Origin of the sequence: Micromonospora hortensis, from assembly GCF_022230935.1 — a bacterium.
Lineage (GTDB): Bacteria > Actinomycetota > Actinomycetes > Mycobacteriales > Micromonosporaceae > Micromonospora > Micromonospora hortensis.
The window spans coordinates 24,936-42,167 of record NZ_JAKKFE010000071.1 but is presented as its reverse complement, the minus strand read 5'-3'; the positions used below and the strand labels follow the sequence as shown (position 1 = coordinate 42,167).

At 71.7% G+C, this 17,232-nt stretch carries 13 protein-coding genes and 1 pseudogene; 5 read left to right on the top strand and 9 right to left on the bottom strand.

Annotated features, from left to right (window positions below; all coding sequences use genetic code 11):
- Window positions 1-198: 198 nt before the first annotated feature.
- From galT to NIE111_RS30840, 4 genes are all read right to left on the bottom strand, one after another.
- Window positions 199-1,275, bottom strand: a complete 1,077-nt coding sequence (galT, locus tag NIE111_RS30855; protein ID WP_238687744.1) for a galactose-1-phosphate uridylyltransferase — start codon at window positions 1,273-1,275, stop codon at window positions 199-201.
- Window positions 1,272-2,096: a DeoR/GlpR family DNA-binding transcription regulator gene (locus NIE111_RS30850; RefSeq protein ID WP_238687743.1), complete on the bottom strand. Its 825-nt coding sequence runs from the start codon at window positions 2,094-2,096 to the stop codon at window positions 1,272-1,274. The genes galT and NIE111_RS30850 overlap by 4 nt, the downstream gene beginning before the upstream one ends.
- Window positions 2,097-2,208: 112 nt before the next feature.
- On the bottom strand, window positions 2,209-3,738 hold the full coding sequence (gene cysC / locus NIE111_RS30845) for an adenylyl-sulfate kinase (protein ID WP_238687742.1): 1,530 nt from the start codon (window positions 3,736-3,738) through the stop codon (window positions 2,209-2,211).
- 88 nt (window positions 3,739-3,826) lie between these two features.
- Window positions 3,827-5,341, bottom strand: coding sequence for a glycosyltransferase family 2 protein (locus NIE111_RS30840; protein WP_238687741.1), 1,515 nt, complete (start codon window positions 5,339-5,341; stop codon window positions 3,827-3,829).
- Between the two features lie 239 nt (window positions 5,342-5,580).
- Between NIE111_RS30840 and NIE111_RS30835 the strand changes: the two genes are divergently transcribed.
- The 5 genes from NIE111_RS30835 to NIE111_RS30815 all read left to right on the top strand — a co-directional run bounded on the left by NIE111_RS30835 (window position 5,581) and on the right by NIE111_RS30815 (window position 9,754).
- Window positions 5,581-6,495, top strand: a complete 915-nt coding sequence (locus NIE111_RS30835; RefSeq protein ID WP_091406315.1) for an ABC transporter ATP-binding protein — start codon at window positions 5,581-5,583, stop codon at window positions 6,493-6,495.
- Window positions 6,488-7,393: an ABC transporter permease gene (locus NIE111_RS30830; RefSeq protein ID WP_238687740.1), complete on the top strand. Its 906-nt coding sequence runs from the start codon at window positions 6,488-6,490 to the stop codon at window positions 7,391-7,393. Before NIE111_RS30835 ends, NIE111_RS30830 begins: the two co-directional genes overlap by 8 nt.
- Entirely contained in the window at window positions 7,393-8,304 is a 912-nt protein-coding gene (locus NIE111_RS30825; RefSeq protein WP_238687739.1) for an ABC transporter ATP-binding protein, read from the top strand. Before NIE111_RS30830 ends, NIE111_RS30825 begins: the two co-directional genes overlap by 1 nt.
- A 1-nt stretch (window position 8,305) precedes the next feature.
- Window positions 8,306-9,016: an ABC transporter permease subunit gene (locus NIE111_RS30820; protein ID WP_112583758.1), complete on the top strand. Its 711-nt coding sequence runs from the start codon at window positions 8,306-8,308 to the stop codon at window positions 9,014-9,016.
- Between the two features lie 93 nt (window positions 9,017-9,109).
- Window positions 9,110-9,754, top strand: a complete 645-nt coding sequence (locus tag NIE111_RS30815) for a hypothetical protein (RefSeq protein WP_238687738.1) — start codon at window positions 9,110-9,112, stop codon at window positions 9,752-9,754.
- 44 nt (window positions 9,755-9,798) lie between these two features.
- On the opposite strand, the gene valS is transcribed toward NIE111_RS30815, so the two are convergent.
- The 5 genes and pseudogenes from valS to NIE111_RS32365 all read right to left on the bottom strand — a co-directional run.
- Entirely contained in the window at window positions 9,799-12,417 is a 2,619-nt protein-coding gene (valS, locus tag NIE111_RS30810; protein ID WP_238687737.1) for a valine--tRNA ligase, read from the bottom strand.
- A 91-nt stretch (window positions 12,418-12,508) separates the two neighbouring features.
- A complete protein-coding gene (locus tag NIE111_RS30805) occupies window positions 12,509-14,392 on the bottom strand; it encodes an ABC transporter ATP-binding protein (protein WP_238687736.1) in 1,884 nt (627 codons plus the stop codon).
- Window positions 14,389-16,245, bottom strand: a complete 1,857-nt coding sequence (locus NIE111_RS30800) for an ABC transporter ATP-binding protein (protein ID WP_238687735.1) — start codon at window positions 16,243-16,245, stop codon at window positions 14,389-14,391. Before NIE111_RS30800 ends, NIE111_RS30805 begins: the two co-directional genes overlap by 4 nt.
- A 37-nt stretch (window positions 16,246-16,282) precedes the next feature.
- Window positions 16,283-16,792, bottom strand: a complete 510-nt coding sequence (locus NIE111_RS30795; protein ID WP_238687734.1) for a methylated-DNA--[protein]-cysteine S-methyltransferase — start codon at window positions 16,790-16,792, stop codon at window positions 16,283-16,285.
- Window positions 16,789-17,172, bottom strand: a pseudogene (locus NIE111_RS32365) (DNA-3-methyladenine glycosylase family protein); the annotation flags it as partial. The pseudogene NIE111_RS32365 and the gene NIE111_RS30795, both read right to left, overlap by 4 nt.
- Window positions 17,173-17,232: the final 60 nt, after the last annotated feature.

The following is a 17,232-nucleotide window of genomic DNA, read 5'->3' as shown; positions in this document are numbered from 1 at the left end:
GACATCACGCTTCCTGCCGTTTGGGGTGGGAGGTCGGGCCGCGCTCACGGCCGTGCGGAACGCCCGCAAGCCCGAACGCCCGCGAGCCCGAACGCCCGCGAGCCCGAACGCCCGCGAGCCCGAACGCCCGCGAGCCCGAACGCCCGCAAGCCCGGAGCCCGGAGCCCGGAGCGGGCCGAGGTTGGCGGCCGGGGGCGTTCAGGCGGCGCGCAGCAGGTCGGCGGCGCGTTCCGGGGCGATGTCGTTGATGAAGACGCCCATCCCGGACTCGGAGCCCGCCAGGTACTTCAGCTTGTCAGCGGCCCGCCGGATGCTGAACAGCTGTAGGTGCAGGTGGCCCAGCTCGCGGTCGATCCGCACGGGAGCCTGGTGCCAGGCCGAGATGTACGGCATCGGCATGTCGAACAGGCCGTCGAAGCGGCGCAGGAGATCCAGGTAGAGCGGCCCGAAGGCGTCCCGCTCGCTGTCGCTGAGCGCCGGGATGTCCGGCACCACGCGGTGCGGCGCGACGTGCACCTCGAACGGCCAGCGGGCGGCCGCCGGGACGAACGCCGTCCAGTGCTCGTTCTCCGTGACCACCCGGTCGCCGGTGGCGCGCTCGGCGGCCAGCACGTCCGCGTACAGGTTGCCCCCGCCGGTCCGCTCGGCGTGCCGGCGTGCCGCGGCCAGCAGCGCGCGGGTGCGCGGCGTCACGAAGGGGTACGCGTAGATCTGGCCGTGCGGATGGTGCAGCGTGACACCGATTTCCACGCCCCGGTTCTCGAAGCAGAAGATCTGCTCGACGCCGGGCAGTGCGCCGAGCACCTCGGTGCGGTCGGCGAGGGCATCCAGCACGGTGCGGACCCGGCGCGGGGACAGGCTGGCGAAGGAGGCGTTGTGGTCCGACGTGAAGCAGACCACCTCGCAGCGGCCGAGGCCCGGCCGGACCGGTGTGAACGGGGTGATCTCCCCGGGCTCCTCGGCCACCCGACCGCTCAGCGACGGGAACCGGTTCTCGAAGACCACCACGTCGTAGTCGGGTGCGGGAATCTCGGTCAGCCGGTCGCCCACCGACGGGTCGAGAGGGCACTCGTTCGCTGGCGGGAGGAAGGTGCGGGTCTGCCGGTGCACGGCGACCGCCACCCACTCGTCGGTCAACGGGTCGTAGCGCAGCTGCGACGCGGGAGGAGGGGGTGGCAGGTCCCGACGGTCCGGCTGGTCGCGAACCGCGTCGTCGCGCTCGTCGAAGTAGATCAGCTCCCGGCCGTCGGCCAGGTCGATCGCGGTGCGCTTCACGGCGCCGTCCCCTCGGTTGTCGGCGTGCGCGTCGCGCGGCCCGCCCCTGTCGCCTTGACCATGATCAGTTCGCCCACGTGTTCGCCGAGTACCCGTCGTGCGGGTGGAGGCAACCGGTCGTCGCTGACCAGTACGTGGGCCGCCGTCAACCCGACGATCGAGGAGATGCCGACAGTGCCCCACTTGGTGTGGTCGGCGAGGACCACCAGCTGGTCCGCCGCCGCCACGAGGGCGCGATCGGTCTCCGCCTCCATCAGGTTCGGGGTGGTGAAGCCGGCCCGTTCGGTGATGCCGTGTACGCCCAGGAAGAGCAGATCCAGGTGCAGTGACCGGACGGCCCCGACCGCGAGCGGGCCGACCAGCGCGTCCGACGGTGTGCGTACGCCGCCGGTGAGCACCACCGTCTGGTCCGGGCGGCCGCCGGCGTGCATGATCTCGGCCACCGGCAGCGAGTTGGTGACGACTGTCAGCTCGGGCACGTCCACCAGCCGGCGGGCCAGCTCGGCGGTGGTGGTGCCGGCGGAGAGAGCGACCGCCGCTCCCGGCCGGACCAGCTGGGCCGCCCGGTCGGCGATGGCGGCCTTCTCCGGCAGTTGGCGGACCGACTTGGCGCGGAAGCCTGGCTCGTCGGTCGAGCTTGGCCCGGTCGTGGTCGCGCCGCCGTGCACCTTGGCCAGCAGGCCGCGCTCGTGCAGCGCATCGAGGTCACGCCGGATGGTCATGTCGGAAACGCCGAACTCGCCTGCCAACTCGCTGACCCGGACGCCGCCGGCCGAGCGGACCCGCTCCAGGATGGCCGCCTGCCGCTGCTGAGCGAGCATCCGCCGTGCCTCCCCGGACGTCCACGTACCCTCACGCGGTCAAACGTGTTCCAACAAAGATGAACACTAGCGCGTGCCGCTCAGCGGTGGAAGGAACGGGTACGGCGACGTCTCAGGCGGTGGCGATCTTCAGCTCCACCCAGCCGGTCTCGGTCAGATGGTGCAGCACTGCCTGCACCGCGTCCGCCACACTCAGGTCGGTGGTGTCGAGCACCAGATCGGCGTCGGTCGGCTCCTCGTACGGGTCGTCGATGCCGGTCATTCCGGTGAGCAGGCCGGCGCGCGCCCGCGCGTACAGGCCCTTGCGATCCCGCTGCTCGCACACCTCCAGCGGGGTGGCCACGTGCACCAGCACGAAACCCGATCCGGCGGCGAGGGCCATCTCCCGGGCGGTGGCCCGGGCCGCCGCGTACGGGGCGATCGGACAGCAGATGCCCATCCCACGGTGCCGGGCGATCTCGGCGGCCACCCAGCCGATCCGCCGGACGTTGAGATCCCTGTCGGTCTTGCTGAAGCCCAGCCCGGCGGAGAGTTCCCGACGCACCACGTCCCCGTCGAGCAGGGTCACCGTGCGGTCGCCACTCTCCCGCAACGCGTCCGCCAGCCCTCGGGCGATCGTCGACTTGCCGGAGCCGGAGAGGCCGGTCAGGAAGACCACCAGCCCTCGCTGCCGACGCGGCGGCCGGGCCCGGGCCAACTCCCGCGCCACAGCGGGCGGGGTGTGCCACTCCGGCAGCGGGAAGCCCCGGTCGAGCAGATCGTCGATCTCCGGCTGGGTCAGCGCGAGCCGGCGGTTGCGCGGCGGGATGTCCTCCCGCCAACGCCACTGCCCGTCCCGGTTGTCGTAGGCGAGTTCGCGCGGCACCAGCACACGCAGCCCGGCGCCGGAGAGCATCTCCCCGGTGGAGAGCAGGTGGGTGACCCCGTACGCGGCCGAGACCCGGGCGCGCAGCAACGCGTCGCTGATCTCCTCGCGTCGGTGCGACAGCGGCACCGCGACCAGGGTGGCGGGTGGCATCCGGTCCCGCGCGGCGAAGATCGTACGGACCAGCGCCTCCGGCGGGAGCCCGTCTGCGCCGCCCTCGCCGACCGGGATCATCACGAGTAGATGGGCGGCGAGGGTGCGGGCGGCGTGAGCGATCTGGGCGAGCTGTGGACGATGCAGCGGCCGATCGGCGATCACCCCGAGCACCCGGCCCGGGGGCAGCAGCGCACGGACCTCCTCCGGGTTACGCCGCAGTCGCTGGAACGGACCGTGCCCACCGTCGCCCAGCCGTCGAACCTGGCCGCCCACTCCCGCCACACCCTCGCGGACCGGCCAGACGTCGGCCACGTCCAGGGCGGCCGCCGGGGCGCCCTCCCCGTCGGTCAGCACGAGCGCCCGGCGGGCCGGGTCGCGCGGATCGAAGCTCTGCGCCAGGGCGGCCGGCACCTGGAGAACGACAGCGACCTGCCACGGTGTGCCGTCGGCCAGCCGAGCGCGTCGGCTGACCGACACCAGGTCGGCGCGGGTCATGAAACCGGTCAGAGGGGCGTACGCGCCGGTCAGCAGCAGCTCCAGATCCGCGAGCTCACCGGGACGTGGCGTGTACGCCGGTGCGTCCCGTAGCACCTCGTCGGGCAGCACCCAGCCGTTGCTCATCCACACCCCCCACTCGCTGACCGGCACACAGTTTCGCAGCCGACCGCCGATCGGTCGAGGGCGCCACTCCAAGACCCCAGCGGGCGGATCAGCGCTTGATCCGTCGGCCTACCGCCGACCGCACCCGGTTCCACACCTTCCGCTCGTCGCGGATCCGGGGTCGCGAGCCGTCGGCCCGGCAGATGAACACCAGCGGCAGTCGTGCGTCCTCGGTCCAGCCCACGTTGCTGATCCGGGCCTTGAGCTGCCAGCTGCCCCTGGTCCGGCCGCCGTTGAGGGCGGCGAAGTCGATAGTGGCGGTGGCCCGGTGCACCAGGTGGACGGTGTCCGCTCCGGTCCCACCGGTGATCCGCTCGGTCTGGAAGGTGTTCGGAAGAAAGATCTCGGCGCCGGTCTCCCTGTGGCGGGCCACCAGGTCCAGGCGGGCCTTGCGCACCTGCGCGGTGGCGTCAAGCACCTCGGCGGCGATCTCGTCCATCGGGAGCACCAGCACGTCGCGACCATCGTCGGCGCGGAAGCCGACCGGCTGGTTCTCCGAGCGCAGCTCGGCGGCGAGGGTCACCGTGACGGCGTGGTCCGCGTGCTGGAGTTCGTCGATCGTGCCGTGCGCGGCGATGCCCGCCTCCCAGTGGGCCAGCTTGCGCAGGTCCGCGACGCGGCCCCGCTCCGCCAGGTATGCCACGGCCCGTAGCAGGGGCGGCAACCCGGCGGCGACGCCAGGGGCGAAGCGGTCCTGAATGATCTTCTGGATTTCCAGCGCGACCTCCTCCAGCCACGCCTCGGGGGCCTCCAGCAGCCGCTTGCCGCGCAGTCGGCTGAGCATCTCGTTGCGCAGCCAGCGTCGGTGCAAGCGGTCCCGCAGCGGACCGGGCTCGGTGTGCGCGTCGACGATGTCCAACGCGTCCCGCACGGCGCGGTAGTAGCTCGACGGCTCCAGCGGGCTCGCGGTGACGTTGCGCGCGTCGGTCCTCTGGACGTGGTGGTAGCAGATGTAGTCGGACAGCACCGATGTGTGTCGGGACAGGAAGTAGGCCCGCGCGACCATCGCGTGGTCCTCCAGCCGACGCTTGCCGCCCTCCGGAAACCGCAGACCGTGCTCGTTGAGGAACGCGCGCCGGAACAGCTTGTGACAGGTCAGGCTGTCGATCAGTGGCGCGTTCGCCAGGGTGGCGTTGAAGCGGTTCTTGCGGAACAGTTCCCGCGGCACGGGGCGTCCGTACCCGGCCATCTTCCCCACCACGATGTCGGCGTCGTTCGCCGTCGCGCAGGCGTAGAGCCGCTCCAGTGCCTCGTCGGCGAACCAGTCGTCGTCGTCGGCGAAGAAGACGTACTCGCCGCGGGCGTGGTCGATGCCGAGGTTGCGCGGACGCGACGGCCAGCCGGAGTTCTCGATGTGCAGCACCCTGATGTGTGGGTGCTCGGCGGCCAGCCGGTCCAGGCGCTTCGCGGTGTCGTCGGTCGAGCCGTCGTCGACGAAGATGGCTTCGAACTCGTCGGCGGGCAGTGACTGGCGCAGCAGCGAGGCAGCGAGCTTCTCGATGTGTCGGCCGGAGTTGTACGCCGGCACCACGACGCTCACCTTGGGGACGCCCACCTCGGCCATCAGGATCCCTCCCGCGTCGTCGGTCGATCACCGGGCCTGTCGCTGCCTGGTGAACGGGAGGTGAATGGTGTCACCTTGGACGGGTCTTTTCCAAGGCGGGGTCGGGCCGAACGCGGGACCGGCGCAAACGTCGCGGGAGCCTCCGCCGGGGACCTTAGGGGTCCGGCCGGGAAAGGATCAGGGGAGTGCCGGGGGCGTGCCGGTGTCCCTGCTGGGCATCGACTCCCTACGCTGGGCCCGTGACACTGATCGCGACCCAGTCGCTCACCAAGACGTACGGAGGTCGGGTCACCGCGTTGGCCGACCTCACCGTCGCCGTCGAGCCCGGGATCATCGGCCTGGTGGGCGCGAACGGCGCCGGCAAATCCACGTTGATCAAGATTCTGCTCGGCCTGATCGCACCAACCAGCGGTCAGGTCTCGGTGCTCGGCATCGACCCGACCGCAGACCCGGCGGCTGTCCGCAACCGTGTCGGCTACATGCCGGAACACGACTGCCTCCCACCGGACCTGTCCGCCGCCGAGCTGGTCACCCACCTTGGTCGCATGAGCGGCCTTCCCCGCACCGCGGCTCGTGAGCGGGCCTCGGAGGCGCTGCGGCACGTGGGGCTCTACGAGGAGCGCTATCGCCCGGTCGGTGGCTACTCGACCGGCATGAAGCAGCGCGTCAAGCTGGCCCAGGCGCTGGTGCACGACCCCGACCTGCTGTTGCTGGACGAGCCGACCAACGGCCTGGACCCGGCCGGACGCGACGCCATGCTGGCCCTGGTACACCGGATCGGCACCGAGTTCGGCATCTCCGTGCTGGTCTGTTCGCACCTGCTCGGCGAGGTGGAGCGGATCTGCGACACGCTGATCGCCATCGACGGCGGCCGGTTGCTGCGCGCCGACAACATCTCCGCGATGACCTCGGCCACTGACGTGCTCGCCGTGGAGGTCAGCGAGGGCACCGAGGAACTCGCCGCCCGACTCGCCGAACTGAAACTGCCTGTCGCCCGGGACGGGCGGCTACTCCTCGTGCCGCTCGCCGACGACGGCACCTACGACCTGATCCTCGGTGCGGTCGCCGAACTGGACCTGCCACTGCACCGACTGGACCAGCGCCGGCACCGGGTGGCCGAACTCTTCGCCACGAGGGAGCTCACTCATGCCTGAGCCGTCCACCGCCGCAGTGCGCCCCACGCCGACGGGCGTCATCCACGACATCGGCTACCAACGCTACGAGGGCCCGAGGCTCGGCCGCCGACAGGTCTTCGGCGCGCTCTACCTGCACGGTCTGCGCACCGCGTTCGGTTTCGGGCGCAGCGCCAAGGCCAAGATCTTCCCGTGGCTGGTGGTCGGCATCGTCACCCTGGTCGCGGTGGCCCTGGCCGCGGTACGCAGCCAGATCGGCGAGCCGGTCGCCACGTACGCCCAGTTCGCCGACGCGATGAGCTGGCTGGTCATCTTCTTCGTCGCGGTCGTCGCCCCGGAGCTGGTCTCCCGGGATCTGCGCAGCGGTGTGCTGCCGCTGTACTTCTCCCGGCCGCTGCCGCGCACCGACTACGCGTTGGCCAAGCTGCTGGCGCTGGTCACCGCGCTCTGGCTGCTGCTCGGCGGGCCGCAGCTGCTGATGTTCCTGGGTGCCGCGTTCACCACCAAGCAGGGCATGCGCGGGGTCTGGAACGAGCTGCTCGACCTGCTGCCCGGGCTGCTCTACGCCGGGCTGTGGGCTGTGGTCTTCGCCTCGATCGGCCTGCTGGTCGCGTCGCTGACCGGTAAGCGCGCCTTCGCCGCCGGCGGCGTGGTCGCTGTCTTCCTGATGACCACCCCGATCGTGGGCGTGCTGAGCATCCTGCCGTCGCGCGCCGCCAACGAGCTGGCCGGGCTCGCCTCACCATCCACGCTTGTGCAGGGGGTGGGCATCTGGTCGCTGGGCGACCTGTTGGTCGAGGGCGATCCGGGCGAGATGATGATCGGCGGGTTCGGCCCGGTCTACGCCCTGGCCGCGGTGCTGCTGGTCGCCGGCGCGACCGCCCTCCTGCTGGCCCGCTACCGGAAGGTCGCCTCCTGATGAGCACGCTGAGCCTGACCGGGGTGTCCCGGTGGTACGGCAACGTGGTCGCTGTCAACGACATCAGCATGGCCCTCGGCCCGGGTGTGACCGGGCTGCTCGGCCCGAACGGCGCCGGCAAGACCACGCTGCTGCACATGATGGCCGGGTTCCTCGCTCCGTCGCGCGGCACCGTCACCCTCGACGAGGAGCCGACCTGGCGCAACCCCGACGTCTACCGGCGGCTGGGGCTGGTCAGCGAGCGGGAGGCGGTGCAGGGTTTCCTCACCGCGTACGAGTTCGTGCTGGCCAGCGCGAAGCTGCACCGGCTGCCCGATCCGGCGGCGGCGGCCCGGCGGGCGATCGATCTGGTGGAGTTGGAGTCGGCGCAGGACCGCCGGATCGGCACGTACTCCAAGGGCATGCGCCAGCGCGCCCGGGTGGCCGCCGCGCTGGTGCACGACCCGCAGGTGTTGCTGCTCGACGAGCCGTTCAACGGCATGGATCCGCGTCAGCGGCTGCACATGATGCAGCTGTTGCACACTCTGGGTGATGCCGGCCGGACGATCCTGTTCAGCTCGCACATCCTGGAGGAGGTCGAACAGGTCTCCGGGACGGTGCAGGTGATGGTGGCCGGCCGCTTGGCAGCCTCTGGCGACTTCCGGACCATCCGCCGGTTGATGACCAACCGCCCGCACGTGTTCGCGGTGCGCTCCACCGACGACCGGGCGCTGGCCGTCGCGCTGATCGCCGAGGCGTCGGTCAGTGGGGTCGAACTGGACCCGACCGGCCTGACCGTGCGGGCCGGTGACTACGGCGCGTTCACCCGGGCGCTACCCCGGATCGCGCTGAACAAAGGCATTCGGGTACGCCAGCTGGTGCCGTCCGACGAGTCCCTGGAGAGCGTCTTCTCCTACCTGGTGGAGGCCTGACATGTCGACAGTTACCTGGATCACCGCGCGCGGGTTGTTCGGCCGACGTCGGTTCCTGCTGCTGCTACCGCTGCCGTTGGTGCTGCTCGGGCTGGCCGTGCTCTGCCGGTCGCTCGGGGTGGACCCGGGCCAGTGGGGCCCGCCGGTGCTTGTCGGCCTCGGGCTGGCCGTGGTGCTGCCGGTGGTCGCGCTGATCATCGGCACCGGCGTGTTGGGCGCCGAGATCGACGACGGCACCGTGGTGCACATCCTGACCAAGCCGCTGCCGCGCTGGCAGATCGTGCTGCCGAAGCTCGCGGTGGCCGCCGGGGTCACCGCGGTCACCGTGGCGGTGCCGCTCTACGTCGCGGGCGTGCTCGCCGATTCGGTACGCCTCGGACTGGCGCTGGCGGTCGCGGCGGCGCTCGGCGCGCTGGCGTACTCGGCGTTGTTCCTCGCGCTCAGCCTGGTCACCAGGCGGCCGGTGCTGCTCGGGCTGGTCTACGTGCTGATCTGGGAGGGGCTGTTGGGCAACTTCGTCAGCGGCACCAAGGTGCTCTCCATCCAGCAGTACGTGATCGCCCTCGCCGACCGGATCGCCCCCACGGGGCTGCTGGAGACCAGCGTGTCGGTGCCGGTGGCGTCGGTGATGACCGCGCTGGTCAGCGTCGGCTTCACAGTGCTCGCCATCGACCGCCTGCGTTCGTTCAGCGTGGCTGGCGAGACGAGCTGACAGCCGTGCGGGACGCTGTTCCGGCCAGCCCCCGCGCGGCGGTAGGGCTGGCCGGATGGACCGGTCGGGCCACCTCGGGCCAGGCTGGTGGGCGTGAGCGTCGAAGCGGAGCGGACGTCGTTGGCTGAGCCATACTCCCGGAGCAGCCGGCCGTGGCTGACCAGTCTGGCCGTCGCCGGGCTGGCCTGTGCCACCGTCGCCACGGCGGCTCAGGGTAGCGGTCAGTTCCACTGGTGGGCGGTGTTCATCCTGATCCCGGCCGCGTTGATCGCGGCCAGCGGTGGGCCGTTGCTCGCTCGCGGCGGCGGCCGGGCCTTCGCCGGGTACATGCTGGCCTGTGTCGGCACGATGGTCTTCGCTGTGGGCGCACTGCTGATGTTCGGCGTGATGGGGCGGGGTTGGCCGCTCATGGTGGTGCTGCCCTGCCTGGCGGTGTTCGGCACGTACGGCTGGCGCGCCGCCCACCCGCTGGCCCGGGGCCTGCACCGGGCGGTGGCGCTGCTCGCGTTGACCGGGGCGCTGCTCGGCCTGACCCTGCAACTGATCCGGGTGGAGCTGATCCACCTGGAGACGGGTTGGTGGGGCGCGTTCCTGATGCTGGCGGGGGCCATCGTGCTCGGTAACGCGGGCGAGCTGACCCGGCACCGGATGCCGTACCGGCTCCAGGCGATCACCCTGTTGGTGGGGCCCGCCGTGATCGCGTTCCTGCTCGGGCTGCGTTTCCTGCGCGGCTGGTGACCGGCCGGTCCGCCGCCGCCCGAGCGGGCGGCGGCGGACCCCGGTCAGAAGGCGCAGGCGATGACCAACTCCGGGGTACGGTCCGGGAGCAGGTCGAGTTTGCCGATCCGGCCCGCCGCCCGTAGGTCGTCGGCGACCAGCGTGAGCTGCTCCAGCAGCGCCGCCGGGCCGAGTGCCTCCGCCAACGGCACCTCCGCCTTCATCGACAACTTCCGCTCCGACTTGGCCCGTCGCACCTGGCTCAACGCGTCACCGGCGAGCCGCAGCAGCGCCGGCTCACCCGAGCCATCGATGGTCCGGGCCACCTCGTGGGTGGTGGGCCACGGCGCCTGGTGCACCGAGCCGTACCGCCACCACGACCAGATCTCCTCGGTCACGTACGGCAGCACCGGGGCGAACAACCGCAGCTGCACCGACAGCGCCGAGGCCAGCGCCGCCCGTGCGGAGTCCGCCGCCGCGCCGGTGCCGTAGGCCCGCTCCTTGACCAGCTCGATGTAGTCGTCGCAGAACCGCCAGAAGAACGCCTCGGTGACCTGCAGGGCCGCCGTGTGGTCGTACGAGTCGAAGGCGGTGCCCGCGGCGGTGACCACGGTGGCCAGCTCGGCGAGCATGGCCCGGTCCAGTGGGGTGGTGGCCGACAGCTCCAGGTCGCGGCGCGGCGTCAGACGCGCCGAACTGGAGTTGTCGTACGGGGCGCGCAACGCGTCCGCCGCGCCCAGCCCGAGCGCGAACTTGGACGCGTTGAGCAGTTTGGTGGCCAGCCGCCGGCCGACCTTGATCTGCGCCGGGTCGAAGGCCAGGTCCATGCCGGGCTTGCCGCTGGCCGCCCAGTAGCGCACCGCGTCCGAGCCGTGCTGCTCCAACAGGGCCAGTGGGGTGACCACGTTCCCCTTGGACTTGGCCATCTTCTTGTGGTCCGGGTCGAGGATCCAGCCCGAGAGCACTGTGTCCCGCCAGGGCAGCACCCCGTGCTCGAAGTGCGACCGGACGACGCTGTCGAAGAGCCAGGTCCGGATGATCTCCTGCCCCTGCGGGCGGAGGTCCATCGGGAAGACCCGGGCGAACAGGTCCGGGTCGGTCTCCCAGCCACCGACGATCTGCGGGGTCACCGAGGACGTGGCCCAGGTGTCCAGCACGTCCGGATCGCCGATGAAACCGCCCGGTCGGCCGCGTTGCGACTCGTCGTAACCGGGCGCCGGATCGCTGGATGGGTCGACCGGCAGCGCGGACTCGTCCGGCGTGAGAGGGTGGGACCAGTCCGGCTCGCCAGTGTCGTCGAGCCGGTACCACACCGGCACCGGCACGCCGAAGAAGCGTTGACGGCTGACCAGCCAGTCCCCGTTGAGGCCGCCCACCCAGTTGTCGTAGCGGTGTTTCATGTGCGCCGGCACCCAGTGCAACTGCTCGCCCCTGCCCAGCAGCGTGGTTCGCAGCGCCTCGTCCCGGCCGCCGTTGCGCAGATACCACTGTCGCGTCGAGACGATCTCCAGTGGCCGGTCGCCGCGTTCGTAGAACTTGACCGGGTGGGTGATCGGGCGCGGCTCGCCGATCAGGTCACCGGCGTCGGCCAACATCCCGACGATCTCCCGGCGGGCGCCGTTGACGCTCTGCCCGGCCAGCGCCGCGTACGGCTGCGCCGGCACCCCGTGCGGTGGCTCGGGGAGCAACCGACCGTCCCGGCCGATCACCACCCGGGTGTCCAGCCCCAGCTCACGCCACCAGGTCACGTCGGTCAGGTCACCGAAGGTGCAGACCATCGCGACACCGGTGCCCTTGCCGGGTTCGGCGAGGGGATGGGCGTACACCGGCACCTCGACGTCGAACAGCGGGCTGCGCACGGTGCCGCCCACCAGGTCGGCGTACCGCTCGTCGTCGGGGTGACAGACCAGCGCCACACAAGCCGGTAGCAGCTCGGGCCGGGTGGTGTCGATGAGCACCTCCCGACCGTCGGCCGCTGTGAATCGCAGCCGGTGGTAGGCGCCGGGGCGCTCCCGGTCCTCCAACTCCGCCTGGGCGACGGCGGTGGCGAAGCCGACGTCCCAGAGGGTCGGGGCCTCCGACTGGTACGCCTCGCCGCGGCGCAGGTTGCGGACGAACGCCCGTTGGCTGGTGGTCCGGGCGATCCGGCCGATGGTCGTGTACGTCAGGGACCAGTCCACCGACAGTCCGAGCCGTCGCCACAGCGCCTCGAAGGCCTGCTCGTCGGTGACAGTCAACCGTTCGCACAGCTCGATGAAGTTGCGCCGGGAGATCGGGGTGGGGTCGCGGCGGGCGGCGTCGTCGACCGGAGCCGCCGGTGGCCGCCACACCGGGTCGTACGGCAGCGCCGGATCGCAGCGCACCCCGTACACGTTCTGCGCCCGACGCTCGGTGGGCAGGCCGTTGTCGTCCCAGCCCATCGGGTAGAAGACGGCCCTGCCGCGCATCCGCTGGTACCGCGCAGTGGTGTCGGTGTGCGTGTACGAGAAGACGTGCCCCATGTGCAACTCGCCCGATACGGTCGGCGGCGGGGTGTCGATCGAGAACACGTCGCTCCGCTGCTTCGAGCGGTCGAACGTGTACGTGCCGTCCTCCTGCCAGCGGCGTGCCCAGCTCTCCTCGAGCCCGTCCAGGGTCGGACGCTCGGGAACGCTGGCGCGGGCCGTCCTCGCCGTATCGGTCATCATGCGATCGTAGGCACCTACCGGGTGCGGGGCGACGTAGTTGCTGCCGAACACACCGGCCGGCGGTCGTGGCCGGGACGGGGTGGCCCGACTAGATCAGCGAGTCACGCCACTGGCGGTGCAGGGCGGCGTACCGGCCATCTGCCTCGGCGAGCACGGCGGGTGGGCCGTCCTCGACGACTTTTCCGCCGTCGAGGACGAGCACCCGGTCGGCGGTTTCCACAGTGGAAAGCCGATGGGCGATCACCAGCGCGGTGCGGTCGCGCAGGATGGTGCCGAGTGCCCGCTGCACCAGACGTTCCGTCGGCACGTCCAGCGACGACGTCGCCTCGTCCAGGATGAGCACTGTCGGGTCGGCCAGGAACGCGCGGGCGAACGCGACCAGCTGCCGTTGCCCGGCGGAGAGCCGGCCGCCGCGCCGGTGCACCTGGGTGGCGTACCCCTCGGGTAGCGCCGCGATGAAGTCGTGCGCGCCGATCGCCCGCGCGGCGGCCTGGACGGCGGCGTCGTCGGCCCCCGGGCAACCGAACCTGATGTTCTCCGCGACGGTCCCAGTGAACAGGTGGTTCTCCTGCGTCACCAGCACCACCGCGCGGCGCAGGTCGGCGTCGCGCACGTCGCGCAGGTCGACCCCGTCCAGCCGGACCGTGCCGGTGTCGGGGTCGTGGAACCGGGCGACCAGCTTCGCGATCGTCGACTTGCCCGCCCCGGTGGGGCCGATCAACGCCACCGTCTGCCCGGCCGGCACTGTCAACTCCAGCCGGCAGAGAATCGGGGTGTCGGCCCGGTAGCCGAAGCCGACCGCGCGGAAGATCAACTCACCACGGCCGGGACCGGTCGGCAGCGGTGTGGGCCGGGCCGGTTCGGCGACGCCCGGTCGTTCGTCGAGCACCCCGGCCAGCTTCTCCAGTGCGGCGGTGGCCGACTGCAACGAGTTGTAGAACTGGCTCAGCTCCTGCATCGGCTCGAAGAATCGGCGCAGGTAGAGCAGGAACGCGGCGAGCACACCGATCTCGGTCTGCCCGCCGAGCACCCGCCAACCGCCGTAGCAGAGCACCACCGCCACTGTGACGTTGCCGATCAGCTTGATCGCGGGCGAGTACGTGGCGATCAGCCGGAACGCGTGCAGGCTGCTCCGCCGGTAGTCGTCGCCGAGCGCCACGAAGATCCGTTGGTTGCGAGGCTCCCGGCGGAACGCCTGCACCGCACGGATGCCCCGCATCGACTCGACGAAGTGCACGATGACCAGCGCGACGGCGTCCCGGGTCCGTCGGTACGCGCTGGCCGACGACCGGGCGAACCAGCGGGAGAGCCAGAACAGGAAGGGGAAGGCGAACAGCGTCACTGCCGCCAGCGGCAGGTCCAGCCAGAGCAGGATGGCAGCCACCGACAGGATGGATAGACCGGCCAGCACCAGGCTGTCGATCCCACCGTCGACCAGCTCGGCGATCGAGTCCAGGTCACTGGTGAGCCGGGAGACCATCCGGCCGGACGTGTACCGCTCGTGGAAGCCCACCGACAGCCGCAGGAAGTGCCCGAACACCCGCTGCCGCAGGTCGAGCAGGACGGCCTGGCCGATCCGGGCGGAGAGGGTGAGGAAGCCGCGGCGGGCCGCGTACTCGGTCACGGCGGCCACCGCGAACGCCCCGGCGACGGTGACCAGCGGGCCGGCGTCGCCGGCACGCAACGGCGGGATGGCCCGGTCGATACCGATCATGACCAGGTACGGGCCGGCCATCGCGGCGGCGTTCTGGGCCAGCAGCAGGGCGACCGCCGCGGTGAGACGCCTCCGATGCGGGCGGAGCAGGTCGCCCAGCAGGGTGCGGCTGAGCCGGCGTAGCCGGGCCACCGCCTCCGGGCTGGTGTCCTCGGCTCGACTGCGGTCGGCCTCCGGGTCGGTGGCGGTCCCGCGCCAGCGGGTGAGCTCGGGCTCCTCCTCGGGGGGAGGTGGGTCGGCCTGCTCCGGCACCCTCACGAGCGCACCAGCCCCCACCCGTCCGAAGGGGACGAACTCGGGCCGCTGGCTCCAGCCGGGGGTGGATGCCCGGCGGGCGGCTCGGCGGCGAGCAGCGCCCGGTACGCCGGAACGGTGGCCAGCAGGTCGGAGTGCCGGCCGGTCGCGGTGATCCGGCCGTCCTCCAGCAGGGCGACCCGGTCGGCCAACGCGATCGTCGACGGCCGGTGCACCACCAGCAGTGCGGTGCTGTCGCGCAGGACCCGCCGTAGCGCCGCTTCGACAAGGGCCTCGGTGTGCACGTCGAGAGCGGAGAGCGGGTCGTCCAGCACCAGCACCGCCGGTCTGCCGAGCACGGCCCGCGCCAACGCGAGCCGTTGCCGTTGCCCGCCGGAGAGGGACAACCCCTGCTCGCCCACCCGGGTCGCCAACCCCCAGGGCAGGTCGTACGCGAAGTCGGCCTGGGCCAGCGCGAGGGCCGCGCGGATCTCGTCGTCGCCGGCGTCCGGGCGACCCAGTGTGAGGTTCTCCCGTACCGACATGGAGAAGAGCGTCGGCTCCTCGAACGCCACCCCGACCAACCGGCGCAGCGAGGCCAGCCGCAGCTCGCGCAGGTCGTGCCCGTCCAGCGTGATCCGGCCGGTGGTCACGTCGTGCAGCCGGGGCACCAGGGAGAGCAACGTGCTCTTGCCGGAGCCGGTGGCGCCGACCAGGGCCAACGTCTCGCCCGGCTCGATGGTCAGATCGATCTCGCGCAGGACCCCACTGGTGGCACCCGGGTAGCTGAACGCGACCCGCTCGAAGCGCAGCCGACCGTGCACCGCGCCGCGTGACAGCGCGACCGCGTCGGGAGAGTCGACGATCTGAGGTGGAGTGTCCAGCACTTCCTGGATCCGGTCGGCGGCGGTGGCCGCCTCCTGACCGTTGGCGATGATCCAACCCAGCGACTGCACCGGCCAGATGAGCATCAGTTGGAGGCTGACGAACGCGACCAGTTCACCGATGGTGAGCGTGCCCTGCGCGGCGGCGGCCGCCCCTGCCGCGAGCACCACGCCCAGTGTCACGTTGGGCACCAGGTCGAGCAGCGCCGAGGTGTTCGCCAGCAGCCGCCCCTTGCCGACGCCGGTGTCGTGCAGGCGCCGGGCCGCACCGGCGAAGCGAGCGGCCAGTTCGGGCCCCCGCCCGTACGCCTTCATGGTGCGCAGGCCCTGCGCGGTCTCCTCGACCAGCGTCGCCACGTCGCCCTGCTGATCCTGCATCCGGCGGGACGCGGCGTGGTAGTGCCTGCCGAAGCGGCGGCTGATCAGCAGCAGCGGCACCGCGCTGGCCGCGACCAGCACCCCGAGCGCCGGATGCAGGTTGATCAGCAGCGCCACCACGACCACGTACGTGGTCAGGTTGAGCACCAGGAAGAACACGCCGAAGGAGAGGAACCGGCGGATCACCGACAGGTCGCTGGTGATCCGGGAGAGCAACTGACCGGACTGCCAGCGGTCGTGGAAGCCGGTCGGCAGCCGTTGCAGGTGGGCGTAGACGTCGGCGCGCAGTGCCGCCTCCATGCCCACCGCCGAGGACGACTGCACCCACCGGCGGATGAAGATGAGCACCGCCTCGACCACGCCGAGCAGCAGCGCCAAGCCACCGAGCTGGAGTAGCCCGGCCGGTTCGTGTCGGGCCACCGGCCCGTCCACTACCCGCTGCACGACCAGTGGCACGGCGATCCCGGCCGCGGTGCCGGCGAGGCCCGCGACGAGCAGCCAGGCGAACTCGGCGGCGTACGGGCGCAGGTAGGGGCGCAGCCGCCAGAGGTTGTGCACGGGGTGGGTGCCCGCGGCGGCCCGGGCGGCCGGGTCGCCGTCGCTCTCCACAGGCACTACCAGACGGTAGCGTCAATGAGTGTCGATGCTCCTGTCAGCTTGTTGTCAAGCGTCGCTCATGACCGAGAAGCCACTTCTTCACGTCCAGCCCCCAGCGGTAGCCACCGAGCGTGCCGTCGGTGCGAAGAACCCGGTGGCAGGGCACGAAGAGAGCCGCCGCGTTCCGGGCGCAGGCTGCCGCTGCGGCTCGGACCGCCGGTGGTCGACCGGCCAGCGCGGCGTACCCCGTGTAGGTGACCGGGGTGCCCGGCGGCACCTCGCGCAGCACCTGCCAGGCGTGCGCCATGAACTCTCCACCGGTGCGTTGACGGACCGGCACGGTGTCGATGGCGGCGAGGTCACCGTCCAGGTAGGAGTGGACCGCCGCGCTGACCGGGCCGAGGTCTGCCCGCTCCCGTAGCGGTGCCCGCAGGGCCGGGTGGACCAGGGGCAGCAGCGCCGCCGGGTCCGGTGTGAAGCCGGCCGCCCGTACGTCACCGTCGGGGCCGGCGAGGATGCTCAGTGGGCCGGCCGGTGTGCTCAGTACGGTGCTGTCGATGTTCATGCCGCTCTCCAGAGTCTGATCGTGGCGTAGGACCGCCAGGGCCGCCAGCGCTCGGCGTACCTGTCGAGGGTTGGTGGGGTGTCGGGCAGGCCGAGCGCGGCGGCGCCGCGCCGGACCGCGAGGTCGGAGCTGAGCAGGATGTCGGGGTCGCCGAAGGCGCGCATGGCCAGGTAGTTGGCGGTCCACGGGCCGATGCCGGGCAGCGCGAGCAGCCGCCGAACGGCTTCCTCCCGATCCACTCCAGCGGCGAGGTCGACAGACCCGTCCACAACGGCGCGAGCCAACCCCCGCAGAGCCTCCCGCCGCCCCACCGGCATCCCGAACCCCGAGTCCGGCAGCCCCAAGAGCTCCTCCGCGCTCAAGAACCCCCGCAGCCCACCCGGCGCCCCACCCGGCGCCCCACCCCGTTGATCATGAAGTTGTTGTCCCGACACGCCGTC